Here is a 26,068-nt window from a genome sequence, read left to right on the forward strand (position 1 = left end):
GGAACTTTCATCCCAGACTTTTCCTTATTTATTTTTTCTTTTTATTGTTGGCAAGGGCTGCTTTTTGTTGGCGAATGATTTGGTGGTAAACTTGTTGTACCTTAGCTTCGCTTGGTTTTTGACCATTTGCACTCAAAAGAGTACGAACTGCTTCAGCATTCAAACGTGGGTTGTCAGCAAATTCTTTTTCTATTTGCTTACGAACCAAGTACATTCCTCCAAGAGCTCCTCCTAGAAAAGCTAGCACAATCAATACAATTGCTAAAAGTAAATCCATCATTTTTCTCCTGTTTCTTTTTGAGTCTCTTTCATTATACCACAAACTAGCCACCCTGACTAGTTTGTTTTACGCTTTCATAGATGGAATAGACAGCAAAAAAACCCTGCTTTTCTGCGAAAGAGGGTTCCTTGCTGAGTTTAATTTACATAGATAGCCAGCGTTTGATACGGTTTGAGTAGAATTTTTTCAGACACTTCTGCATCTTCATAGTTTGAAAGCAAAATCTGTCCATTTTGGTAGGCTACTGGTAAATCGATTTCCACTTCTGTGGCATAAAAATTATTGAGCCACATCTCAGCCTTTTTCTTTATCCCAAAACTAATTCATCACTGACCAGACTTTGGCCACTATTTTTCTGGAAAAGATGCATGAGATCTTCAACTGTCAGATGCTTTTTCTCTTCTCCTTTGACATCTACCACTATCTTGCCTTGATAGAGCATAATGAGACGATTACCATACTCAATCGCATGGTTCATATCGTGGGTAATCATCAAAGTCGTCAACTGATGGTGTTCCACAATCTTTTGCGTCAAATCCATCACCATTTGACTCGTTTTCGGGTCAAGTGCCGCAGTATGTTCATCCAAAAGCAAAAGTTTGGGTTTCACCAGAGCTGCCATGACTAGGGTCAAGGCCTGTCTTTGTCCTCCTGAGAGGTATTGAGTATCCACTTTCAAGCGGTTTTCAAGACCAATATTCAACTCCTTCAAGGCCTCTTGGAACTGGATTCTGTCCTTCTCCTTCACGCCCCAGCCAAGTCCTCTTTTTTGTCCACGTCTCAAGGCAATAGCCATATTCTCCTCAATCGTCAAACGAGAGGCTGTTCCCATCTTAGGATCTTGAAAAACACGGGCGATATCCTTGGCTCTCTTTCTTACACTCAGATTTTTAATGGATTTCCCTGCCAATAAAAGGTCCCCTTCGTCCACCGATAGATTGCCAGCCAAGATATTCATCAAAGTGGATTTTCCTGCTCCATTTCCACCAATCACAGAGATAAAATCTCCCTCTTCAACTTCTAAATCTAATCCTTTGAGGACATGGTTCTCATTGACCGTCCCTGCTTCAAAGGTTTTGTGAATATTTTCAAGTGTTAACAAACTTGCCATAACTTTCTCCTCCTATTCATTTCTCAATTTCAGACCACGAATCTTTAATCTCTTTTGTAATTCTGGTGCAAATAAAACCAAGGCTAACAAAATTGCATTAAAGAGACGTACCAAATTTTGATCTAGATTTGGAATTTCATAGATATTTAAAATAATCAAACGGTAAACAATAGCACCGATTCCGATGGATAACAAGCGGCCTCCAATGGTCAAATCGTGTATCAAAACTTCCGCAATAATAACTGCACTCAAACCAACAACGATGGTTCCTGTCCCAGAAGTCACATCTGAAAATCCATCATTTTGGGCAAACAAGGAACCACATAAGGCAATCAAGCCGTTTGAAATCATGTAACCAACAATCTTCATGGTGTCTACATTGACCCCATTGGCCTCACTCATCGGAATATTGTCCCCAGTCGAACGCAAGACCAAGCCAATCTCTGTTTTCATCAAGAGGGTCAAGACTAGACAAACAAGGAAGAGACAAGCTAAACTGAAAGAGAAAACAGCTTCTTCATTTGTTAGACCCAAGCTTGCCAATTGTTTAAAGATGGTTGCAGAATCTCCCAAGGAAAGATTAGGCACACTTCCCATGATTTTAATATTGATGGAATAAAGCCCTGTCAAGGTCACAATCCCTGTCAAGAGAGCTGGAATTTTCATCTTGGTGTGGAGCATTCCTGATACTAGACCTGCTACCATACCTGCGAACAAAGCAAGTAAAGTCGCAATCCAAGAATTTGTCCCTGCCTGTATCTGAGATACGACGACAGCCGCCCCCAGTGGAAAGGCCCCCTCAGCAGTCATATCCGCAATATCCAAAATACGGAAAGTCAAGTAGACCCCAATCGCCATAATCGACCACAACAAACCTTCTGATAAACTAGATAATACAAAATTCATCTCAAACCTCCTTATTCCTTGCCTTCTAACTTACTAATATCAATTCCCAATGCGTCTGCCATTTCTTGATTGGTATGCAATTCCAGTTTTTCAGGCAACTCAACTGCTATATTTTCTGGATTCTCACCTTTTAAAACACGAACCAGCATTCGTGCTGTCTGACGTCCCAATTCTTCATAATTTGTTCCGTAGTTATACAAGCCACCAACCGCAACCATTTCTGTTGAACCACCAAATACTGGAACCTTGTGTTTAATAGAAACCTGCTTGACTGTTTCCATGGTTGATGAAATGATATTATCCGTTGGTACAAAAACCATATCCACCTCTGCCATCAAGCTTTCTGCAACCGCCTTGACGTTGTTACTGTCCAAGATTGTTTTTTCAACAACGGTAAAGCCTTTTTCCTCCAGAAGGCGCTTAGCTTCATCCTTTTGGACAACTGAGTTTGGCTCGCTCTGAGTATAGAGAATTCCAATCGTTTTAGCCCTTGGTAACACTTTCTTTATCAAATTGATTTGGGTTGAAATGGCATCTGATGACTGATCGCTTGTCCCAGTTACATTGCTCCCAGGATGCTCTCTTGACTTAACCAACTTGGCACTGACAGGATCTGTTACCGCTGAAAAGATAACAGGAGTCGTTTGTGTTGTATTAGCCAAGCTCTGAGCAGAAGGCGTTGCGATGGCTAGAACGACATCACTAGATTCTGCTAGTTGCTGGGAAATGGTTTTTAGATTTCTTTGTTCTCCCTGTGCATTTTGCAAATCAATCTCAATATTTTTCCCTTCCACATAGCCTTGTTTGGCCAGCTCATCCACAAAACCTTCTCTAGTAGCGTCTAGGGACTGGTGGGTAATAAACTGCGAAATCCCGATACGAAACACATCTTTTTTCTTATCTGCCTTCAACTGATGCAAACTGATCAGAGAGGTCAAGAGGATCCCCACTACCAAGAGGGGTGCTAGTAATTTTCGAACAACTTTCATAATGAAACTCCTTCTCAGAAAAGATAAAACTCAATGAAAATCAAAGAGCAAACTAGGAAACTAGCCGCAGGCTGTACTTGAGTACGGCAAGGCGACGTTGACGTGGTTTGAAGAGATTTTCGAAGAGTATAAAACAAAAAACCGCCTAGATAATACCTAAACGGATGCTTGAAATAATCTAACAAGTTACAACTTAGCTAGTCCATTTAGATATTCATCTATATGGACCACAATCAAAAATCTTAGCCACATAGATACAAACAAATTGCTTGAACTGTTTGCATCCATGGTGACATGTCTACAAACACTATCTAAAGTAGCTAAAGTAAAAGTTTTGATTCATCGTTACAGCTTGTTTCTTATTCATTTCTTTTTCTGCTTTCTTTTTTGATGTTTCCTATCTTACCACCTTTTTCATCACCTGTCAAGAATATTTCAGAATTTTTTAAAATTTTTCGAAAATTCTTTCAGAGAGCTTTCAAATTCTTTTAGGATAATTTCAAAAATTTGCCCATTAGACAAAATAGAACGATTTGAAGACTTTTATGGTATTTAGTTGTACTAGAGTCTTTTAAAAGTGTTTTGATGGCTTGTATTTCTTCTTTGGTTGATTTCATATCACTATTATATAATGCGTTTTGATTTTAGTATAGTATTAAACTGACTATTAGCAGTCGGACAAAAAATCGACAGTTATTTTATACTGTTTAACACCAATAGTCAATACGACAATCTCTTTACTTTTCGGTTATCAACTCTGTAGATTGCTAACATATCCAAAATAAGCCAAGTATCCCGAGGATAGCAGCAGAAATGAATTATTTATACTCTGGATACCACTTCAAATCACGAACTGCTTTGGCCATATCTGTTTCCTTAGCGCGTGCAAGACCTTGCTCTTGTGCTTTTTTAGCGACTGCTTCTGCTACTTTAATAGAAACATCTGCTACATACTTGAATGGTGGCAAGACAGGAGCTCCTGGTTGGCCTGGATTGACAATACCACTCAATGAATGCGCCACCGCTCCAATCATTTCATCAGTCAAAAGACTTGCTTCAGAAGCCAGCATACCTAGACCAAGACCTGGGTAAATCAAGGCATTATTTGCTTGACCAATCACATAGTCTACACCTTTATAAGAAACCGTATCAGCAGGAATTCCTGTTGCGACAAAAGCTTTGCCATCTGACCATTCAATCAAATCTTTGGCACTAGCTTCTGCCAATTTAGTTGGGTTTGACAAAGGGAAGATCATTGGACGTTCTGTGTTTTCACACATAGCTTCTACTATTTCTTTAGTGAAGGTATTAGGCTGAGTTGAAGTTCCTACAAGAATGGTTGGCTTCACAGTCTTCACTACTTCAAGCAGGTCAGTCAACTTATCTGTGTTACTAAAGTCAGTACGTTTCTTAGCAAATGGTTTTTGCTCTGGTGTCAAGTCATCCATGTCATCAAAGAGAAGACCTTGTTTATCAACCATAAAGAAACGTTTATAGGCTTCTTCTTCAGAAAGACCTTCACTTACCATTTCACGAAGAACACGAGAGGCAATTCCTGCACCCGCAGTACCACCACCATAGCAGAGATAAACTTGATCTGTTAATTTTTCACCACTAATATCCAGCGAACCAAAGATACCACCCAAGGTAACGATTCCTGTACCTTGAATATCATCATTAAAGGTCGGAATTTGTTTCCGGTATTTTTCAAGAATATTGGCTGCATTCAAGCGACCAAAATCTTCCCAGTGAAGGTAGAGTTTAGGAAAGAGACGTTCTGCTGTTTGAACAAATTGGTCAATGAAATCGTAGTAACGATCTCCGCGAACCCGTTCGTGACGATTTCCTAAATAATTAGGATTGTTACGAAGTTCTTCACGGTTAGTCCCTGCATCAATGACTAAAGGAAGGACCATCGAAGGATCGATTCCAGCAGCACCTGTATAGACCATCAATTTCCCAACAGAAATATCGACACCATTTGTTCCCCAGTCGCCAATTCCAAGGATTCCTTCTGCATCTGTTACAACAATGAGACGAATCTCGCGACCCCCGGCAGCATTTTTCAAAGTGGCTTCAATATTTTCAGGATGATTTATATCAAGATATCCCGCATATTGGGGATCTACAAAAAGATCACTATAGCCTTCAATGGTATCTGCAATGGTTGGATCATATACAATTGGATTGAATTCTTCCAAATGTTGAGAAAAGAGGTAATAGAAAAGAGTCCTGTTGGTATTAAAAATTTCCATTAGGAAAAGACGTTTTTCCAAATCATTGGCTTTCGTTTGCATTTGTGCATAAGTTTGCGCCGCTTGTTCTTCAATCGTTTGAACATACGGTGGCAGTAAACCAATAAGGCCTAGTTCCTTTCGCTCCTCTAAGGTAAAGGCAGTACCTTTATTGAGGAAAGGATTGTTTAAAATATCATGTGCAGTCATAGTGCAACCTCCTTTTTATTTATATTATACCACATGAAACGAATTGTTCGTAAAACGTTGTTGTTTAAATAATACAATTGTATACGCATATGTTATAATGAGTCTACGAGAACAATTTCTAATAAACTCTTTTATACTCAAAACACTATTATTGATGATATTTTAAGTTATTATATTTTATAAATTTCTGAACTCATCAAATTCTCGATGATCACTCTTTACTAAAAGTTTCGAGTAAAATAAAGCAATCATACAAATTGACAATCCTAATTAAAATAAATATCATATAAGTATGCTGTGTAATACTTTGTATTTTTTAAGGTGTTTTTTGTCATATAAAACTTGTATTCTATTTATATGACAACTAAAAACTATTTACAACAATATATTTCCCAAAAAGTGAAATATTTTCGAACTCAGAATAAAATGAGCCAGGAAGAACTTTCGGAACAAGCAGGACTCGGGCTAAAGTATATCAATCAACTTGAAAACCAAAATGTGAATCTGACCGTTCACAGTCTTGAAAAAGTGATTGACGCACTAAAAATGACCCCAGAGGAATTTTTCAATTTTGATAGCCTTGAATCAACCTCTGATAAGAGTGACAATCTTTCACTCAAAAGAATCAACATGAAGATTAAACAGCTCCCTATTGATAAACGAGAAAAGATGTTGGTCATTTTTGAGAGTATCTTAGATAATCTTTGAGATCCCTGACTCACTTACATTTTAACTGGTGAATACTCGTATAGTCAAATTGTAGGATACGGATAAAAATTATTTATCTGCTGTTTTCCACTTATTTTCCTTCTCCAACTAATGAAAGTGAGCCCATATGAATTTAAAAGATCTACAATATTTTTATGACCTCTGCCAGCTTCAATCCTATACGGAAGTAGCAAAACAACATAAAGTCAGCCAACCATCTATTTCTTATGCTATCAAGCGCTTAGAGGAATCCTTTAACTGCAAATTGATTCACCATGACCCCTCGCATCGTTCCTTCAAGCTAACTCCTCAAGGACAAATCCTTCTAAAGCATACAGAACTGATTTTACCTGAGGTCATTTCTACTCGCAAAGAAATTAATCGCTCCTTGGCACAATACTCTACTGTCGGATTCCCTCCTATTATCATTCAGTATCTCTTGGCTGCCTTAAACGAAAAAGATAAATTCGATTTTTTAAAAAAGGTACGCCCTATTCGTGGTGGCTCAGTGGAGTTATTAAACCTTCTCATCAAAGGAGACCTTGATGCAAGTCTACTCGGTTTGATTGAACCTCTCAACTATCCTTCAATAGAGACACACGAGCTATTTCATAAAGAACTATATGTCGTTTTATCTAAGAATCATCCTTTTGCCACTGCTCCTTCACTCGCTTTTGAAGAATTAGCAGATCAATCCTTTATACTCTTAGACGAACACTTTGTTCACCTGAAAGCTTTTGAAACGCTTAATCAAAAGTATCAAAACAAGGCAGAAATATTCTTTAAGACTGATGACATTGCCATCCTTAAAGAACTTTTAAAGAAAGGGATTGGCCTTAGTTTACTGGCTGATATCGCACTTTCTGATGAAGATGATGATTTAATAAAAATTCCTCTTATACCGAAGGACAAGATAACTTTTACAGTTTATTACGCTTACCTTAAATCAGCTACACCGTCATCAGAAGTAGAAGCCTTATTTAATCTCCTTAAATCATATGAATAGAAAAAACTCTAACTATCAATGAACTGATAGCTAGAGTTTTTTACATTGTAGATATTAGACTCAATGAAAATCAAAAAGCAAACTAGGAAGCTAACCTCAGGTTGCTCAAAACACTGTTTTGAGGTGGCAGATAGAGCTGACGTGGTTTGAAGAGATTTTCGAAGAGTATTAGACTATAGTAGATTGAAGCTAGAGTAATACGCCGCGACTTCTAAACCTTTTCTAGAAATGAATTTGACTTTCCTAATAAAGTTGTTCAGATTTTATTTCATCTCACTATAATTCAATGATTTTCTAAGAATTCTATTTCTTTCGAAAATTCTTTCAAGCCGCTTTCAAAGTTTTTTCAAATCAGTCCAACAAAAAAAGGTTTATAATTTCCATAAAAGTTGACATGGAAATTATAAAACCATTATTAGTTTAATCCTTGTTGATAACGTGCCAATTCGGCTTGGTTCGCCCAAACATAATGACCTGGACGGATTTCAACCATAGAAGGTTTGTCAGTCTCATAGTCGTGTTGACTTGGGTCGTAAACCTTCAAGGCCTTCTTGCGTTCCAAGATTGGATCTGGAATTGGTACCGCTGAAAGTAAGGCTTGAGTATATGGGTGAATTGGATTGTTAAACAATTCTTCTGTCTCTGCAACCTCTACAATAACACCCTTGTAAATAACTGCGATACGATCTGAAATAAAGCGAACGACCGACAAGTCATGGGCGATGAAGAGATAGGTCAAACCAAGTTCTTTTTGGAATTTTTTGAGCAAGTTCAAGACTTGGGCACGCACAGAAACGTCCAAGGCTGAAATGGGCTCATCCGCAATAACAAAATCTGGTTGCATAACCAAGGCACGGGCAATACCGATACGTTGACGTTGACCACCTGAGAATTCATGAGGGTAACGAGTCAAGTGCTCAGCAAGCAGACCCACTTCACGGATAATATTTTGAACTTTCTCTTTACGTTCCTCTTCATCTTTGAACAGATGATGATTGTAAAGACCTTCAGAAATAATATAATCAACAGTCGCACGTTCATTCAAACTTGCAGCAGGGTCTTGGAAAATCATCTGGATTCGACGAATCAATTCCGCAGCTTGTTCACGCGATTTCTTACCATTAATCTTTTGACCCTCAAAAATGATATCTCCATTACTTGTATCATTTAGACCGATTATCGCACGACCAATAGTTGTTTTCCCACTACCTGACTCACCTACAAGCGAGAAAGTTTCTCCCTTGTTGATAAAGAAGTTAGCATTTTTAACTGCGACAAACTTCTTACTTCCTTCACCGAAGGAAATTTCTAAATCTTTGATTTCTACTAATTTTTCAGACATTTCCTTCCTCCTAGTCTTCCAGATGGGCAAATCCCATTTTTTCACGGATTTTATCGTGGAGATTTGCAATCACAGCTGGTTTTTCTACTTTTGGAGCATCCTCATGAAGAAGCCAAGTTTTAGCCCAATGCGTCTCTGATACTGAGAATTGAGGAGCTTTTTGTTCAAAGTCAATCTGCATTGCATAGTCTGAACGCAAGGCAAAGGCATCCCCTTTCAGGTCAGTATAAAGTGACGGAGGTGTTCCTGGGATTGAGTAAAGATCCCCTTTATCATCAGCAAGCTGAGGCAAGCTAGACAAGAGACTCCATGTATATGGATGGCGAGGGTCATAGAAGACTTCCTCAACCGTTCCATATTCAACGATTTCTCCTGCATACATAACCGCTACCTTATCCGCAATACTTGCTACCACACCAAGGTCGTGAGTGATAAAGATTGTTGTGAAATGATACTCATTTTGTAATGATTTGAGCAAATCAATAATCTGTGCTTGGATGGTCACATCCAAGGCTGTTGTTGGCTCATCACAGATTAAGACATCAGGTCGGCAGGCAAGGGCAATCGCAATAACGATACGTTGACGCATTCCTCCAGAATATTGGAATGGGTATTCATCAAAACGTCTATCTGCGTCTGGAATCCCAACCTTATTCATGTAGTCAATCGCCAATTCTTTCGCTTCTTTAGCTGTTTTTCCTTGGTGTTTTACAATAACTTCTGTAATCTGACTACCAATTGTTTTAATGGGGTCCAAACTAGTCATTGGGTCCTGGAAGATCGTCGCAATCTTAGCACCACGAATTTGTTCCCAATCTTTATGAGAAGACAAGGATGTCAAGTCCTGACCACGGTAGTCAATACTTCCTTGGGCAATGCGACCATTTTCTTCAAGCATACCTGTGAAAGTCTTTGTCAAAACAGATTTCCCTGATCCTGACTCACCTACCAAGGCTAATACTTCTCCTTCAACTAGTTCAAGGGAAACGCCGCGAATGGCTGTCAATACTTTGTCACGAACGTCAAATTCCACGACAATATCGCGAGCAGTCAAAATTACATTTTTTTCTTTTGTCATTTCTACTCCTATCTATGTGTACGTGGATCACTAGCATCCGCTAAGTTTTGACCAACTACGAAAAGGGACAAGGATACCAAGACAAGAGTTGTCAATGGAATCCAGAACAAGTAAGCATTGGTTGTTACGTTTTGTGAATAATCTGAAATCAAACGACCCAAACTTGGCACTGTAATTGGTAATCCAAGACCGAAGAAAGACAAGAAGGCTTCGTATGAGATAAAGCTTGGAAGCATTTGAGTCATGGTTGTCACAATAACAGATACCAATTGTGGCATAATGTTTTTGGCAACAATCTTCAAGGTTGGTGTTCCCAAAGTGCGTGATGCCAAGTTGTATTCCAAATCACGATAACGCAAGATTTGCACACGAATCATGAAGGCAATCCCAATCCATGTCGTTACACTCATGGCAAAAATCAGATTCCAGAATCCAGCTCCGATTGAGTAAGTCAAGACAATGACAATCAAAAGAGATGGGATGTTTGAGATGACATTATAAACTTCCATCATCACACGGTCTACTGATTTTGAAATACCCCAAATACCACCGACAAAGACACCGATAACCAAGTTAATCACTGTCGCAATCACAGAAATGAGGATAGAGTTACGTGCTCCAAACCAGACACCGTCAAAAAGAGATTTACCATTACTGTCTGTACCGAACCAATGCTCCGCATTTGGCTTGATATAACGAGCACTAAAGTCGTTTACCTTGCTGACATCATTGAAATCAAACTTAGAAAACATTGGGTAGATGAAACTCATCAAAATGATGGCTACCAAGATTCCCAACATGACTACAGTTGATTTTTTCTTCATAAATTGTCTAAACACTGATTTCCAGTAAGAATATGCTGGCGCATCAATAGTTTCAGAGGCAAAATCGTCACGTTTTACAAACTGAAATTTTTCTTTATCGATTGTAGACATTATTTGCCTCCTTTCTCAGTCAATTTAATACGTGGGTCAATAATGGTCATCCAAATATCTCCTAAAAGAAGTGAGAAGATAGAAATACATGTAAAGATGAAGACAAGACCAACGACCATAGAGTTATTAGATGCTTTTACAGAGTCAATCAACATTTTACCCATACCTGGGAAGGCGAAGACTGTTTCAGTAAGAGTTGCACCACCGATAACCCCAATAACGGCACCAGGAATTCCTGAAACCAGCGGAACCATGGCATTTTTAAAGATGTGTTTGTTTGAAATTTCTTTTTCAGACAAACCTTTTGCACGAGCAAAACGAACAAAGTCTTGTGATTGCAAGTCAATCATGTAACGACGAATCCAAATGGCTGTACCAGGAGCACCCAACAAACCAAGAATAACTGCTGGTAAAACATATGAACGCCAATCTCCAGCCCCTAAGATAGGGAATGAATCTGGTAAACCAATTGAGGAACCAATCAATCGAACAATATAAACAAGGGCGATTGTTGGAAGCGCCATCAAGAAGGTCAAAGCCCCTGTTGAGAAGCTATCGATCCAAGTGTTCTTGAAACGAGCCATGGCTGAACCAAGTGGCACGGCAATCGCATAAGAAATCACCAAACCAATCAAACCAGCAATAGCAGAGCTGACAATCATAGATGGATATTGGTAATTACTTTCAGTCGCTGTATAAGGATCATCTTTCCCATAGCTAGCTACTTCACGAGAGTCAGCCTGACTAGGTGACTTGTAGGTTCTTGAGTAAATATTTACAGAAGACGTTTTCTTACCTGTTGGGAACTGAACTTGGGCAGTTTTGGTCTGTCCTTGACCTTGAGTAATAACCTGAAGAACTGGTGTATTAGCATAGGTTGGATAAGAGTCACCTAAATTGATATTCACAAAATTTTGATGCACAAATGGGAACTGACTGTTGAAGTACAAGAGATATTTATGTTTAGTACCTGAACCGACCAATGACCATCCGATAGCTGGATCATTTTCGAAACGAAGGTAACGTTTCAAGTCTGGATTTTCAGGATCTTGAATTTTATTTGTATGGTCAATGTCAATCAAGTTAGCATAGAAGTGAAAAACACGTTCAAAAATTGGAATTTCACGAGTAGCATAAAATTGACCACTTTCAGTAAATTCTCCCAAAGTCCAACCATGACCTAATTGATTGATGTACTTTTCATAAATAGCTTTATTGGTCGCATTTGCCTCTACTGTTACAGAAGAATCCATGCTACTTGCCTTTTCTTGCAACTCTTTAGTATCGTAATACTCAATGTAGCCCATACGCTCAAACACAGTATTTTCATAGTTATCACGTTTATCAGCCGTTGTCGCAATCTTGTTATAGTTGGTATCCTGTTTGAAAATCAATTTTCGAGGAACCATTGTATAGATAATCGTGTAAGTCAAGGTTGTTACTAAGAAGATAGAAACCAATGACCGCAAAACACGCATAAAAATATATTTTTTCATATCATTTCCTTTAAAAATCCCAAAAGAACCTTCTCCTCATGGAGAGAAAGTTCTATTGAAAATTATTTATTTCACATGACTTGCCAATTCTTTTTGAGCTTTCTCGTTTGACTCAGTCTTTTCTTTCAACCATTTTTCACGAGCTTTTTCATACTCTTCTTTGGTGATTGCTTTTTCACCAACTTCAGTGTACTTCAAGTATCCTGAATTTTCACCTTTAAGGCCGGCTACTGAATATGAAGAGCTAAATGGTAGAACTTTTGAAACATATGAAACGGCTGTTTCTTTAGGAGAAGCCATTACTGGAATTGTCAAGGCATTATCAGTCAACCAAGCTTGTGCCACCGCGTATTTTTCATAACGTTTTTGAACATCTTGGTTTTCGCTGTTTGCGTCATCAAGTAATTTTCCATAGTCAGCTAAACCAAGTTTGCTTACTACTGATGCATCTGTGTTTTGGTCAATACCAAGGTAGAGGCGAGTGCTTCCTCCCTTAAGGACGAATTGATCCAAGAAAGTAGAAGGATCTTGATAGTCAGGGTTCCATCCTAGCAAGGTATGGATATCCCAGTCTTGTTCTTTAGCTGTTGGAGCGCTAAATGAAATTGGTAAAGCTTCTGCTTGAGTCATTTGTTGTAAGTCTACAACAACATTATCTGAACCCAATACCTTTTCAATTGATTGTTTCAATGATTGAACACGGTTTACAACCGCTGTTGATTCTTGGATAACCAAGGCATCCAAGTGGATTGGGAATTCAACACCTTCAGCTTGTAGGCTTGATTTTGCTTTAGCAAAGACTTCTTTAGCTTTTTCTTCATTGTAAAGTCCATTTTGAGAATCTGCTAGAGACACGTTTGACCAAGTAGAAGAATTTGTCTTAGCCAAGCTATCTTGTACCAATTCACCAAATGTCTTCTTACCAACTTGAAGATTATAAGGTGCAAACGTATTACGGATGGCTACTGAAGCTCCATCAGTACCATTTGTTTGAGCTGAGTAAGAATTGCGATCGACTGCAAAGTTCAAGGCTTGACGGAATTCCTTGTTTAGCAATGCTTTCTGAGTAGATGTCTTTTGGGCATCACTTGTTTTGGCAGTGTGGTTATAGGTTGTACGGCCATAGTTCAAGCTGACAGTTGCAACACCCGCACCTGGTTCATTAAAGTAAATGTTATCTTTGAAGTCAGCTGCATATTTTTCATATGTAGAACTTGTAGGGAAGATACGCGCCTTGCTATATTGACCATCGGCAAAACCTTTGGCAATCACATCTTGGTCCTTACCATCCCAGAAAGTGAACTTAACGTTCTCAATTTTTACATTTTCTTTGTCCCAGTAAGCATCATTTTTAGCCATCTCGATAGATGATTTTGGAGTTACAGATTTTAAGACAAATGGACCGTTATAAAGAATAGAGTTAGCATCTGTTGGGGCACCAAAACCTTCCCCTTTTGAAGTTAAGAATTCTTCATTAACCGGCATCATGACACCACTAGTGGTCTTGTCATTCCAGAAAGTTTCTGGCTGGTTCAAGGTATATTCTAGTGTTTGATCATCAAGTGCTTTTACACCAACGGTTGAAAAATCGCTTGTTTCACCCTTGATATAGGCTTCTAATCCCTTAATAGAAGAGCTAACGATTGAAAGTCCTTTTGATTTTCCATCTACGGCGTGTTTCAAACCAGTAACGAAGTCTTTAGCAGTGACAGGAGCGTACTCTTCTCCCTCTGCTGTCACCCATTTAGCATCCTTACGGATTTTATAGGTATAAGTCAAACCATCTTTTGAAACTGTCCATGATTCAGCAATAGAAGGAACCAGGTTACCATATTTATCATTAGCCAACAAACCATCTACAGCATTTGTTGTGACGAATGATGTTGAGTCGATATTGCTGACGATATAATCCAAAGTTTCTGGATCTGTTTGATAAACATATTGGTAATCTTTTGCTAGTTTAGCATTATTTGAACTAGTGTTTGAACACGCAGCTAGAACTCCTGACGCTAATAAGGTAGCTCCCGCTACAGCAAGCACTTGACTTTTTTTCATTTATTTACTCCTCTTATAAAGTATAGGTTATTATTGATTATACCATATATTTTAAGATATTTCAAGAAAAGTAAACGAATTTTCAGAATATTTAGGCTTATTAACACAAATTTTTCATTTTTTCTGAATATATGATTCAAATTATCGTTCGAAGTATCAAAGGCTACAGCGAAAATAGGAAATTTGACGCAGAAACTTTGGAGCTTAGGAAGACCTATAGTAAAGCGAAATACAGACTGAACAATGTGATTTTGGAATTCAAACTAAATTATAACAATATTGTAGAAGTATCATTCTAGTATTCAAGATTCAGTTTACTATATCTTTTTCACACCAACCTTATTCCGAATTCAATTACTTTCGTGATTTACACATATAGATTAAGACTATCTTTTATACTTTAAAATTTCTCGCTACCTTATCCACTATATACGCCTTGCTATCACGTTCCTGTTAGTAGTGCCACGATTTCGCTATCCCTTCCTTTGACAATTCTTATTTCCTGCGTCAGACTTAAAACGATCTATCCCCAGACCATTTTAATCCACTACCTCACGATAGTCAGGCTTGGGGAGAGCTATTGTATTCACCGATAGTGGATCCCTACAGAGGACTTACACCTCAGATACACGACATGCCCAGTGTATATAAAAAATCTCCTACACAAGGTAGAAGATTTCAATCTTATAAGACTTAATCCGTCATGTCCGATACCAAAGTTCGATGCTCCAATGGAATACTGCACATAACTAGCAAGAAAATGAAACCTGACTGAATCCAAAAGAGGGCCAAGTCAAAGATTCCGTGTACAGCAACCACTGTAAGGAAAGACAGATAAAGACCGATAATCGGACGTTTCCCCGACTCCTGACTCATATCCATCATCAAGCGAACAGGAGCAACAGAAGACAAAACTAATAAAATAGTCCCCACAATTCCGTAACTCAGAATCGTATCGATATATAGACTGTGAGCATGTTCATGATATGGAGCATTTATCCGAGGATAAGAGTGCATGTAGGTCAATGGCCCCTCACCCCAAAAAGGATTTTGCTTAAACAAGGCCATCCCGGCATCCCAGATAGAAATGCGTTCTTCCATAGAAGAGTCTAAAGTCCCCATCCGAACTCCCAAATCACTGGAAAAGAGGAAACTCAAGCCAATCGCAAAGACCCCAATACTAAGCCAAAAGGCCTTCCAGTTTTTAATGGTCGTAAAGAGATAGATAATGGCTCCAGCGATAATAGCAGGAAAGGCTGTTCGATTTTGAGTAAAGTTCAATCCAAAGAGATTCACAAAGCCTGCAAACACACAGAATACTTTCAACCAATTCAACTTGGTCGTTGTAAACAGATAGAAGGCAATCATGATACAGAAACAACAAATAATTCCATAATAATTAGGATTAAAGAAGGTCACTTCTGCACGATTCTGATGCCACACCTGCATATTGGGTGAAAGAAAAGCATAGTTGAATTTCTTCACAATTTGGAAATGTTCTAAACTCGCAAAAGCAGCTGACAAGACGCTACCAAACAAGACGAGCTGCAAAATCAATCGAAAGAATTTATGTGATAAAATCGACTGATAGTGCAAAAAGAAAACAGTAAATAGAAACATTCCTACTGAAGCCACAAGACCCATCCAATTTTGTGCAAGAATGGATATAACAGTACTATAGCCAAGAAAAAGAAGCAGCATCGGATGCTCCCCCATTTTCTGAAGAATACTTTTCATGTCTCCTGTAAAAATCAAACTGATAATATATAAACAGAATACAACTACAAAAAGATAAAAGGGTAAAAAGATACTCAGGATAATTCCCAATAAAATCAGCTCTTTACTAGACAACCCTCTCAGCTTTTCAATAAAGCCTATTGATTTCAAAATGAATCCTTTCTCTCCAAATCAGCTGATTCAGATAATAGTAAGATATCCTATATTGTACCACTTTTTTAGCAATTTGAAAACAAGGGAAACGTTTACTAAAATAAAAAAACTATTTTATCAACCATATCAAGGCTTCAAAATGTTACTTCAACTCCATTCTCAATTACCCGATAAGTCTGATTTTGCAAATCAATTTCTGCTACTGCTGTTACGGACTTATCTTTATTTTGACGTTTGATTACAATGCTGTGGGCTGTTGGTGTTTCAACGTCAATAGTTCCTTCTAGTTCAAAGGCTTCTGAACGGTTACGGAAAGAAAATAGATTGAGAAGGGCCTTCACTACAGGACGTTGGACTTCTTCTGCTATTTCCTCATTGCTATAGTAATGACGATTAATATTTCGACCTTCTTTAGTTTCTTCTAATAATTTCAAATCATTCTTGCTTGCTAATAGACCTACATAGTAAAGTTGAGGAATACCTGGAGCAAAAGCTTGAATTAGACGAGCGAGAAAATACTTAACATCATCATCTCCAAGCGCAGAATAGTAGGTTGAATTGATTTGGTAGATATCTAAATTATTATACTCGGCACTGGAGTACTTACGTTTGACATTAGCTCCAACCTTATAGAGTTCATTTGAAGCATAGTCAATCTCCTCATCGGTCAGGATATCCTTGACATCTACTACTCCAATCCCATCATGGGTATCTAGCGTTGTAAATTGCTTCATCGGGCTCATCTTTAACCACTTAGCCAAACGCTCTGTTCTGGAACTATAAAGAGTATAAAGTGTCACCATTGGAAGAGCAAAACCATAAACATAGTAATCATGGTCTGCTATTTTAAACTGAATCGAATAGTGTTCATGAATCTCAGGTAAAAGCTCTGTCCCATACTCAGCAGCGATATCTCGAACTTTGTCCAATAAATCCCAAATATCTGGTTCCACAAAGAAATCATTAGTATCCAATTTCTTCACTGCATAAGCAAAGGCATCTAGACGAATCAAATCACACCCATTACTTGCCAAGTGCTGAATGGTCTTACGGATAAATTCCATAGTTACTTCTTTGGTCACATCAAGATCAATCTGCTCCTCACCAAAGGTATTCCACAAATGTTCCACTGAACCATCTTCAAACACAATCTCTTGCTTTGGTGCACGATCCTTACGCTTGTAAATTAAATCTACATCAGACTGTATCGGACGGTTTTCTGGCCAAAACTTATCCCAGTTTAAAAAGAGATCTTTAAATTCACTGGCTTCATGTTTTTCTTGATAGTCCTTATAATACTTGGATTGACGAGAAATATGATTAATCATAAAATCAAACATAAGATAATATTTCTCACCTAAACGCTTAACATCCTCCCAATCACCAAAAGCTGAGTCCACTTCGTCGTAGTCAACTGGCGCAAATCCACGATCACCTGTTGATGGGAAAAATGGTAAAAGGTGAACTCCTCCAATAGCATCTCCAAAATGCTCTTCCAAATTATCATATAAGTCTTTAAGATTATTTCCAAGGCTATCAGAATAGGTAATCAACATGGTTTTATTTTGAATTGGCATCATTACTCTCCTTTTTCTAATTGAAGCCAAGTCTCATATGACTTGGCTTCGTAAATCAAATTCATGTTATACTCTTCGAAAATCTCTTCAAACCACGTCAGCGTCGCCTTACCGTACTCAAGTATAGCCTGCGGCTAGCTTCCTAGTTTGCTCTTTGATTTTCATTGAGTATTAAATCTCTGTTTATCATCAAACTCGTACTAAATATAGACTTCAATAAACTAAGTACTACTTTCTTGTTTTCACATAAAATTGTCAACTAGCTGAACCCTTCCTCTGTATCAGGAATCATAGCTTCTCTAGTCTCTTCTTACTTCACTGCTCCGTTGCTCATTCCTGAAATGATATGTTTTTGGAAGAAGAGATAGACAATGGTGATACTGATAATGCCGACAACGTATGAGGCAAAGCTTGGTCCGTAGTCGTTGAAATATTGGCCTGCGTAGTTGTATTGGAACAAAGGCAGAGTCCACATTTTGGAATCCCGGTTCAAGACAAGGAGTGGCAACATGAAGTCATTCCAGAACCAAAGGGCATTGATGATCATGGTTGTCGCATGCATCGGTTTCATCATTGGGAAGATGATGCGGAAATAGGTTGTAAATTTATTAGCCCCATCGATCTCTGCTGCTTCATCCAGACTTTCTGGGATCGAGATTTTGATATAGCCAACATAGAGAAAGAGGGTCTGTGGAATCGCATAGGTCAAGTAGAGCAAGATCAAACCAAAGGTATTAGCCAAACCGAGTTTACTCATCATAACCGTAATCGGAATCATGATGACTTGGAAAGGTACGAAGATTCCGAGGATTAAGAGGGTATACATGATGGTAAAGGCTTTTCTTTTACTCATATTGCGAGCGATGGAGTAGGCTGCCATAGGAATAAAGATCATTACTGCAAGTAAAGACAAGACAGTGATGACGACAGAGTTCCAATAATAGCCTCCGATCCCATCAGCTAAGAGACGGCTAAAGTTGTCCCATATGAAGTTGGTTGGAAAGCCAAAGAAATTGTCTACAATATCCTTAGTGGGTTTGAAAGAACTAAAGAGAGTAGCAAGGAGCGGCACTAAAATCAGAACCGATCCTAGAATCAATAGAATGTATTTGCCAATCAGGTCTTTTCTTTCATTTTGTTTCATCATGCTTCTCCTCTTAAATTTCAAATTTCTTAGATACTCTCAATTGGATGATCGAAATCACTACAATTAAGAAGAACAAGATTACGGCAATGGCATTGGCATAACCGAATTGGTTGTTTTTAAAGGCATAGTTATAAACCAAAAGCCCAAGTGAGGTTGTGGCATTGTTTGGACCACCACCGGTCATGGCAAAGACTTGGTCAAAAGCAGTCAGCCCACCTTTTAGGGATAGGATAAAGACCATAGAGACACTTGGTAGCAAGTAAGGCAATTCAATGTTCCAGAAAACTTGCTTGCTAGTCGCGCCATCAATCCTTGCTGCCTCTGTAATCTCAGTTGGAATAGATTGCAAACCAGCTAGGAAGATGATGATGGGCATAGCCACCCCTTGCCAAAGAAGGACAAAGACAGCCGCAAAGATCGCTCCCCACTTAGTCCCTAAAAGACTGGTTTGGAGAAATTCAATATGAAGGGCATGCCCAATCGCTGGAAGACCGTAGTTGAAGACTTGCTTGAAGATCAAAGCCACTGTCAAACCAGACAAAACAGCTGGGAAGAAGAACCAAGCACGGAAGAAGGTTTGGGCTTTGATTTTAGAGTTCAAGACACGCGCAATGAAGATCCCGAGTGCAATCTCACCAACCACCATGGCAATCGTAATGATTGCGGTAAAGCCAATCGCATTCATGAATTTTGGATCCATGAAGAGGAGCTTAAAGTTGTTTAAGCCGACAAATTTGTAGTTATAAGTCAATCCTGTCCAGTTAGTAAAACTGTAAAAGGCTCCTTGAAACATCGGCACATAGAAGAAAATTGCTTGTAACAAGAGGGGAATGACCACAAAAGCCCATGCCCAATATTTTTGTAATACTTTTTTCATAGTCTCTCTACTCCTAATCCACATCCGCTTTCATCGGGTTAAAGAAGGCATTCAAATCATTGACCATGCCTTGTTTATCACCGGTCAAGACATAGTTCATGGTCAAGGTATGGAAGTCTGCTTCACTGGTCCAGTATTGTTGCAACCAGACCAAGTGACGATCCGTAAAGGCATATTCGGTCATACCAGCAAGCGGTGAATCTTCTCCTGCTTGTTTGACCCCTTCAATCGCTGTTGGAGATCCGTCCACATCGTAGTATTTTTGCATGACTTCTGGACGGGTCATATATTCCACAAAGGCATTGGCTTCTTTTGGATGTTTGGTGGTGGCTGAGATAGACCATGCCAAGTCTCCCGCACCAACGGTTAAGCTTTGTCCTTTTTCTTTTCCTGGAATCATGAAGGTCCCAATCTTAAAGTTCGGTTTTTGTTCATTAATCGCTGTGATCGCCCAAGACCCATTTGGTGTCATGAGGACATCCCCACGTGCGAAGGCTCCGATAACATCGGTATAGCCAGCACCTTCCCAGTTCTTTTGCTTAGAGCCATTGATGCGAAGGATGTCCATGACCTTGATGTCATCTTTCATAATCGAATCCGACAATTTAATGGCATTTGGTTGAGAATAACGAAGGTATTGATTGGCTTCTTTTCCTCCACCTGTGGCTGTCGCAAAGGCTAATTGATTGTAACCATTGAGTGTCCAAGCATCTGCACCTGCAATTCCAAATGGTGTTTGTCCTTTAGTAACGATGTCTTTGACTAACTGTTCAAATTCATCCCAGGTTTCAGGAACCTTCAAGCCCAGCTCTTCGAATTTATCTTTGTTGTAGTAAATTCCATAAGCATTAGCTGTAAAAGGAACGTTGTAAACTTTTTCGTTTACAGCATATTTTTCGGCGTAGCCATTTTTCACGCGTTTCAGGTAGTCTTTGTTGCTCAAATCTTCAAAAACACCTGCTTTTGCCCATTCTTGCAGTTCGATGGACTGTGGGTAAATATTGACCACATCAGGCACATCTCCTGCGAGAACGCGTGTCTTCAATACTTCACCAGCATTTGGTACATTGACGACTTTGACCTTGATCTTAGGGTTTTCCTTCTCAAAATCACGAGTGATTTCTTCCAAGGTTTTGGTCATTTCTTTTTTCTGGTTGAAATACTCGATGGTCACTGTGCCATCCGCAGATTTACCATAGTTGGAGCAAGCGCCGAGCCCAAACAAAGCTAAACCTGTAGTTGCAAGAAGTCCGATTTTTTTATACCATTCCATTAGAAAGCCTCCTTTATAAATTTATACACCTTTATTATAGTCTTCTAAAAATATACTGTCTACTCAAAAAATCTCCTTGGGATAAGATAACAGTTAAACCTGCATACATGAGTTCTGCACCTGAGTAAACTACTCCATTTTCCTGTAATTCATACAGTCCCTCTTCATCCAAATCTTTTAATTTTAAAGTTGTTTCCATGGTCTCTACAACTGACAAAACGCGAACGTAGGTTACAATCGTTTGATTTCCGTAGTTAAATTGTACAGCTGCTTCATTGAATGCAGACTCGGGATTGATTAACCTATACTGTTGTCCTAACTGAACTACTGGTCGTAATTCTTTATACAAGTTCACCTGATTAGCAATCTCATCTTTCTCTTCATCTGATAAACTTGTCAAATCAAGCTCATATCCCAAATTTCCCATCATTGCTACATGTCCACGTGTTTCTAATGGTGTCATTCGTCCCATCTGATGATTCGGTACTGCTGACACATGAGCCCCCATAGAAATGGTTGGATAGAGATAGGATGAACCGTATTGAATTGGCAAACGTGCAATAGCATCAGTATTATCACTAGCCCAGACTTGTGGGAAATAACGCATCATACCAAGATCATTTCGTCCACCACCACCAGAGCAGGACTCAAAGAGAATATGCCTGTGCTTCTCTGTCAGATAAAAAACGAGTTCGTAAAGCCCCAGCATGTACTGATGAGATTGCATCTTTGTCTCTAGATAGTTCGATCCATTCCCTAGCTTAGTCATATTACGATTCATATCCCATTTAATGTAATCAATCTCATGATAAGATAGGAGTTGATCTAAGATATTTTTCAAGTATTCTACTACCTGAGGATTGGCAAGATTAAGTACTAATTGATTCCGAGAATAGGTATGATCATAGCCAGGAACCTGAATAGCCCAGTCAGGATGTTTACGATACAAATCACTATCTACAGAAATCATCTCAGGTTCTAACCAAAGCCCAAACTGCAAACCTCTGTCGTGGATAGCTGAAATCAGACTTTCAAGACTTCCACCCAGTTTTTTCTCATTAACAACCCAATCACCTAAAGCACGATTATCATCAAAACGATTGCCAAACCAACCATCATCTAATACAAAAAGCTCAATTCCAACTTTCTTAGCTTCATCAGCTAGCTCTAACAGCTTTTCTCTCTGAAAGTCAAAGTAAGTAGCTTCCCAGTTATTGATTAGAATTGGACGTTCTTTTTTAGAAAATTTACTTGGCATAATGTGCTTCAGTACAAAATTCTGACTTTCATGACTAACACCAGTTAATCCCTCATCTGAATAGGTCACTAAAGCTACCGGTGTTTCAAAGTATTCCTCAGGGTCTAACTTCCAAGAAAAGTTTTCCGGATTAATCCCAATAGCCAGCCGAACTTCATTCAATTGATTCTTTTCAACAAAAGCTTCAAAGTTGCCACTATACATTAGTTGAATAGCAAACACATTTCCAGCATCCTCTGTGACCCCTTGATCACATAGTAGAAGAGCTGGTGTTTGAGCATGTCCAGAAGCCCCACGGTTTGAACTAATCGAAAAGATTCCTTGTTCTACCTGTTGACGTCGAACAGTCTTTTCACGAGCATAAGCACCCTGCAGAGTTACTATTTCGTAAGCTGCCGCTGGAAAATCAGCCATAAAAGAAAAGTCTTTATGAATGACAACTTCCTGATTACTATTATTCTCTAATTTACTGTAGCTAGCAATTGTCGAATCATTATTAAAAGCAGTATAATACAAATTCAGACTAAGTTGAGCCTTAGAATCTTCTAACATTAAGACAAGAGTCTCTGTATCGTCCATGCTATGTGGAGAAGGTAAGCCCTGTGGACCATTCTGATCTTTTAAAATCTTTGCTTCTACAAATCGAAAGTCTGTTACTTCAGTTACACTATGCTGAATCTGTATGGTTGGTTTCCTAAAATCTCCTAAACCATGTTGTCCAAAAATTTGACGTTGAGTATCTAAGCTAAAGGTTCGATTAGTAGCTGTTGGATTTCCTGAAAAGGCATGATCTCGTTCATAAACACTATTGGAACCTTTATAGTTCTTAATAGTCTTTCCTAAATGTTTCAAAAGTAGGTACCCATTTCGATTTTCAATAATCAAACTTAGATTTTTACTCTCAACATAAAATAGATTATTCTCTATCCTAACTCCCATTTACTTCACCTCATCACTTTATTGACTCTATTTTATCATCTGAAATCGCTTTCTAAAATAGAAAAATGTCTCTAGAATATGGTAAAATGTTAGGTAGGAGGTAGCACATGCTAGTTTTTTCAGAATACCAAACTGGAACAATCGACCTTTCCCTAAGCTTTTATGGATATGAGGAATGCACACCTAATTACTCCTTTGGTCCAGCCATTCGTGATACATACGTTCTACATTACATTAGTAAAGGACAAGGAACATTTCATTACAAGGGTAAAATTGTTGATTTAAAAGAAGGAGATTTCTTTCTATTAAAACCAGAGGAACTAACCTTTTATCAAGCAGATAGTAAAGAACCTTGGTCCTACTACTGGTTAGGAATCACTGGAGGGAAAGCTCCTGATTATTTTGCTCTTTCTCAAATTTTTGACCAAGCCTATCTCATCCAATCTGAAACTTGTCATACCCAGACTACTGCAAAACTCATCTCAGACATTGTTCGCTTCGCTCAGATTACAAAATCCAATGAATTAGCTCAACTCCATATCATGGGACAACTCCATGAACTGATGTTTCATCTGGGAACTATTGCTCCCAATCAGAAAAAAAAGAATATTTCATCAACCTACCAACTCTATCTTGAATGCAAACGATTAATTGATAGCCACTATCCTCAATCACTTACAATTCAAGATTTAGCAAAAGAACTATCCGTTCACAGAAGCTACTTATCAAGCGTATTCAAAGAATTTAACACCTTATCACCCAAAGAATACCTACTCTACGTTCGAATGCACCGAGCTAAACAACTTCTCGAAAATACCCAAGAGTCTATCAAGGTAATTGCATACTCAGTAGGTTTTTCAGATCCACTCCATTTTTCGAAAGCTTATAAACAATACTTTAATCAGACCCCAAGTCATACAAGAAAAGAATATTCCCAACACCAACTAGTGAGAAAGGAAACACTATGAAATCCTACCAAGCCGTCTACCAAATTCTAGCAAAAGAAACCGATTATATCAGCGGAGAAAAAATCGCAGAAGAACTATCCCTCAGTCGAACATCGATTTGGAAAGCCATCAAGCGGCTAGAACAAGAAGGCATTGAAATTGATAGTATCAAAAACAAAGGATATAAACTGATGAATGGTGACCTTATTCTTCCAGAGATTCTAGAAGAAAATCTTCCAATTAAAGTCAGCTTTAAACCCGAAACAAAATCAACACAACTAGATGCAAAAGAAGCAATTGATTTAGGCCATGAAGCAAACACCCTCTATCTAGCTTCCTATCAAACAGCAGGGCGAGGCCGTTTTCAACGCTCCTTCTACTCCCCACAAGGTGGCATTTATATGACACTCCATCTTAAACCAAATCTTCCTTACGACAAATTACCATCCTACACACTACTTGTAGCTGGAGCTATCTACAAAGCCATTAAGAACCTAACTTTAATAGATGTCGACATAAAATGGGTCAATGATATCTATCTAAACAATCATAAAATTGGAGGAATTCTCACTGAAGCAATGACATCTGTAGAAACAGGCTTAGTCACAGATATTATTATTGGAGTAGGAATCAACTTCACTATCAATGATTTTCCACAAGAATTAAAAGAAAAAGCTGCTAGCTTATTTAAAACATCAGCACCTATAACAAGAAATGAATTAATTATCGAAATATGGCGTGCTTTCTTCGAAACACCAGCAGAGGAGTTATTATACCTATATAAAAAACAGTCATTCGTTCTAGGAAAAGAAGTCACTTTCACACTAGAGCAAAAAGACTACAAGGGACTTGCTAAAGACATCTCAGAAAATGGAAAACTTTTAATTCAATGTGATAATGGAAAAGAAATCTGGCTCAATAGCGGAGAAATTTCTCTCAATAGTTGGAAGTAAAATAACACAATTATAATATAAACGATATAAAAATAACTTCAGATTAGTAATTCAATTAAGTTTTACAGATCTGAAGTTTTATTGTCTCTAAAAGTAAAAAAGAGAGTTACAAACTCTCAATAAAACGGAGAATAAGGGATTCGAACCCTTGCGCCAGTTACCCGACCTAACGATTTAGCAAACCGTCCTCTTCAGCCTCTTGAGTAATTCTCCAATTAATGGGCACGAGTGGACTCGAACCACCGACCTCACGCTTATCAGGCGTGCGCTCTAACCACCTGAGCTACGCGCCCAAGTTAAAAACTTGGTAATTTGAACAAAGTTCAAAGCGGGTGACGAGAATCGAACTCGCGACAACAGCTTGGAAGGCTGTAGTTTTACCACTAAACTACACCCGCATAAATACTATCAATAAAATGGCGCGAGACGGAATCGAACCGCCGACACATGGAGCTTCAATCCATTGCTCTACCAACTGAGCTACCGAGCCTTATTGCGGGAGCAGGATTTGAACCTACGACCTTCGGGTTATGAGCCCGACGAGCTACCGAGCTGCTCCATCCCGCGTTAATATAAAAGGAGGATGTGGGATTCGAACCCACGCACGCTTTTACACGCCTGACGGTTTTCAAGACCGTTCCCTTCAGCCGGACTTGGGTAATCCTCCAATATTCAAATGGACCTTGTAGGACTTGAACCTACGACCACTCGGTTATGAGCCGAGAGCTCTAACCAGCTGAGCTAAAGGTCCGACAAGATCATTATAGCGGCGAAGGGGATCGAACCCCCGACCTCCCGGGTATGAACCGGACGCTCTAGCCAGCTGAGCTACACCGCCATGTATCGGGAAGACAGGA

General features: G+C 38.8%; 20 protein-coding genes, 8 tRNA genes and 2 pseudogenes. 4 read left to right on the forward strand and 26 right to left on the reverse strand.

Translation table 11 applies throughout. From position 1 onward, the window contains the following. Positions 1-28: 28 nt before the first annotated feature. The 7 genes and pseudogenes from HT720_RS03900 to HT720_RS03930 all read right to left on the reverse strand — a co-directional run bounded on the left by HT720_RS03900 (position 29) and on the right by HT720_RS03930 (position 5,730). Complete coding sequence (locus HT720_RS03900; protein WP_000364990.1) at positions 29-277, reverse strand: YneF family protein; 249 nt, start codon at positions 275-277, stop codon at positions 29-31. 140 nt (positions 278-417) lie between these two features. After that, positions 418-573, reverse strand: a pseudogene (locus tag HT720_RS03905) (alpha,alpha-phosphotrehalase); the annotation flags it as partial. A gap of 14 nt (positions 574-587) precedes the next feature. Then, positions 588-1,391 (reverse strand): ATP-binding cassette domain-containing protein, encoded by an 804-nt coding sequence (locus tag HT720_RS03910; RefSeq protein WP_000157661.1) that lies wholly within the window; start codon positions 1,389-1,391, stop codon positions 588-590. Positions 1,392-1,403: 12 nt separating this feature from the next. Continuing rightward, complete coding sequence (locus HT720_RS03915) at positions 1,404-2,297, reverse strand: ABC transporter permease (RefSeq protein WP_173233257.1); 894 nt, start codon at positions 2,295-2,297, stop codon at positions 1,404-1,406. Between the two features lie 11 nt (positions 2,298-2,308). Next, positions 2,309-3,286 carry an ABC transporter substrate-binding protein gene (locus HT720_RS03920; RefSeq protein ID WP_173274772.1) on the reverse strand — a complete coding sequence of 326 codons (978 nt, stop codon included), beginning with the start codon at positions 3,284-3,286 and terminating at the stop codon, positions 2,309-2,311. A 506-nt stretch (positions 3,287-3,792) separates the two neighbouring features. Then, a pseudogene (locus tag HT720_RS03925) lies at positions 3,793-3,903 on the reverse strand (IS630 family transposase); the annotation flags it as partial. 201 nt (positions 3,904-4,104) lie between these two features. Next, positions 4,105-5,730: a malolactic enzyme gene (locus HT720_RS03930; protein ID WP_173274773.1), complete on the reverse strand. Its 1,626-nt coding sequence runs from the start codon at positions 5,728-5,730 to the stop codon at positions 4,105-4,107. 357 nt (positions 5,731-6,087) lie between these two features. Between HT720_RS03930 and HT720_RS03935 the strand changes: the two genes are divergently transcribed. Together HT720_RS03935 and HT720_RS03940 are read left to right on the forward strand one after the other, a co-directional pair. Continuing rightward, complete coding sequence (locus tag HT720_RS03935; protein ID WP_173274794.1) at positions 6,088-6,438, forward strand: helix-turn-helix transcriptional regulator; 351 nt, start codon at positions 6,088-6,090, stop codon at positions 6,436-6,438. A 127-nt stretch (positions 6,439-6,565) separates the two neighbouring features. Next, entirely contained in the window at positions 6,566-7,444 is an 879-nt protein-coding gene (locus tag HT720_RS03940; RefSeq protein WP_173274774.1) for a LysR family transcriptional regulator, read from the forward strand. A gap of 415 nt (positions 7,445-7,859) precedes the next feature. On the opposite strand, the gene HT720_RS03945 is transcribed toward HT720_RS03940, so the two are convergent. From HT720_RS03945 to HT720_RS03995, 11 genes are all read right to left on the reverse strand, one after another. Then, a complete protein-coding gene (locus tag HT720_RS03945; protein ID WP_173274775.1) occupies positions 7,860-8,786 on the reverse strand; it encodes an ATP-binding cassette domain-containing protein in 927 nt (308 codons plus the stop codon). Between the two features lie 10 nt (positions 8,787-8,796). Then, positions 8,797-9,864, reverse strand: coding sequence for an ABC transporter ATP-binding protein (locus tag HT720_RS03950; RefSeq protein WP_173274776.1), 1,068 nt, complete (start codon positions 9,862-9,864; stop codon positions 8,797-8,799). A gap of 8 nt (positions 9,865-9,872) precedes the next feature. After that, on the reverse strand, positions 9,873-10,799 hold the full coding sequence (oppC, locus tag HT720_RS03955) for an oligopeptide ABC transporter permease OppC (protein WP_000103703.1): 927 nt from the start codon (positions 10,797-10,799) through the stop codon (positions 9,873-9,875). Then, positions 10,799-12,295, reverse strand: coding sequence for an ABC transporter permease (locus HT720_RS03960; protein ID WP_173274777.1), 1,497 nt, complete (start codon positions 12,293-12,295; stop codon positions 10,799-10,801). The genes oppC and HT720_RS03960 overlap by 1 nt, the downstream gene beginning before the upstream one ends. Positions 12,296-12,361: 66 nt before the next feature. Continuing rightward, complete coding sequence (locus HT720_RS03965) at positions 12,362-14,350, reverse strand: peptide ABC transporter substrate-binding protein (RefSeq protein ID WP_173274778.1); 1,989 nt, start codon at positions 14,348-14,350, stop codon at positions 12,362-12,364. A gap of 693 nt (positions 14,351-15,043) precedes the next feature. Beyond that, entirely contained in the window at positions 15,044-16,237 is a 1,194-nt protein-coding gene (locus HT720_RS03970) for an O-antigen ligase (protein ID WP_173274779.1), read from the reverse strand. 137 nt (positions 16,238-16,374) lie between these two features. Continuing rightward, complete coding sequence (gene gtfA, locus HT720_RS03975) at positions 16,375-17,817, reverse strand: sucrose phosphorylase (protein WP_173274780.1); 1,443 nt, start codon at positions 17,815-17,817, stop codon at positions 16,375-16,377. Between the two features lie 310 nt (positions 17,818-18,127). Continuing rightward, positions 18,128-18,961 (reverse strand): carbohydrate ABC transporter permease, encoded by an 834-nt coding sequence (locus tag HT720_RS03980; RefSeq protein ID WP_173274781.1) that lies wholly within the window; start codon positions 18,959-18,961, stop codon positions 18,128-18,130. 13 nt (positions 18,962-18,974) lie between these two features. Continuing rightward, positions 18,975-19,841, reverse strand: a complete 867-nt coding sequence (locus HT720_RS03985; RefSeq protein ID WP_173274782.1) for a sugar ABC transporter permease — start codon at positions 19,839-19,841, stop codon at positions 18,975-18,977. 13 nt (positions 19,842-19,854) lie between these two features. Beyond that, the gene (locus HT720_RS03990) at positions 19,855-21,114 is read right to left on the reverse strand and encodes an extracellular solute-binding protein (RefSeq protein ID WP_173274783.1); all 1,260 of its coding nucleotides are present in this window, start codon (positions 21,112-21,114) and stop codon (positions 19,855-19,857) included. A gap of 34 nt (positions 21,115-21,148) precedes the next feature. Next, positions 21,149-23,311, reverse strand: a complete 2,163-nt coding sequence (locus HT720_RS03995) for an alpha-galactosidase (RefSeq protein ID WP_173274784.1) — start codon at positions 23,309-23,311, stop codon at positions 21,149-21,151. 107 nt (positions 23,312-23,418) lie between these two features. Here HT720_RS03995 and HT720_RS04000 point away from each other — a divergent pair, with 107 nt between their 5' ends. Both HT720_RS04000 and birA read left to right on the forward strand, forming a co-directional pair. Continuing rightward, on the forward strand, positions 23,419-24,279 hold the full coding sequence (locus HT720_RS04000; protein ID WP_173274785.1) for an AraC family ligand binding domain-containing protein: 861 nt from the start codon (positions 23,419-23,421) through the stop codon (positions 24,277-24,279). Beyond that, on the forward strand, positions 24,276-25,211 hold the full coding sequence (gene birA, locus HT720_RS04005; RefSeq protein ID WP_173274786.1) for a bifunctional biotin--[acetyl-CoA-carboxylase] ligase/biotin operon repressor BirA: 936 nt from the start codon (positions 24,276-24,278) through the stop codon (positions 25,209-25,211). The genes HT720_RS04000 and birA overlap by 4 nt, the downstream gene beginning before the upstream one ends. A 125-nt stretch (positions 25,212-25,336) precedes the next feature. Here the strand turns inward: birA and HT720_RS04010 are convergent. From HT720_RS04010 to HT720_RS04045, 8 genes are all read right to left on the reverse strand, one after another. After that, positions 25,337-25,424 (reverse strand) — tRNA-Ser (locus tag HT720_RS04010). A gap of 6 nt (positions 25,425-25,430) precedes the next feature. Beyond that, positions 25,431-25,504: transfer RNA gene (locus HT720_RS04015), tRNA-Ile, on the reverse strand. A gap of 34 nt (positions 25,505-25,538) precedes the next feature. Beyond that, positions 25,539-25,609, reverse strand: a tRNA-Gly gene (locus tag HT720_RS04020). A gap of 19 nt (positions 25,610-25,628) precedes the next feature. Then, positions 25,629-25,701, reverse strand: a tRNA-Phe gene (locus HT720_RS04025). 3 nt (positions 25,702-25,704) lie between these two features. Continuing rightward, a tRNA-Met gene (locus HT720_RS04030) sits at positions 25,705-25,778 on the reverse strand. 10 nt (positions 25,779-25,788) lie between these two features. Then, a tRNA-Ser gene (locus tag HT720_RS04035) sits at positions 25,789-25,878 on the reverse strand. A gap of 10 nt (positions 25,879-25,888) precedes the next feature. Continuing rightward, a tRNA-Ile gene (locus HT720_RS04040) sits at positions 25,889-25,962 on the reverse strand. A 13-nt stretch (positions 25,963-25,975) separates the two neighbouring features. Then, positions 25,976-26,049 (reverse strand) — tRNA-Met (locus HT720_RS04045). Positions 26,050-26,068 lie beyond the last annotated feature (19 nt).

Origin of the sequence: Streptococcus sp. 68 (genome assembly GCF_013277415.1) — a bacterium.
GTDB lineage: Bacteria > Bacillota > Bacilli > Lactobacillales > Streptococcaceae > Streptococcus.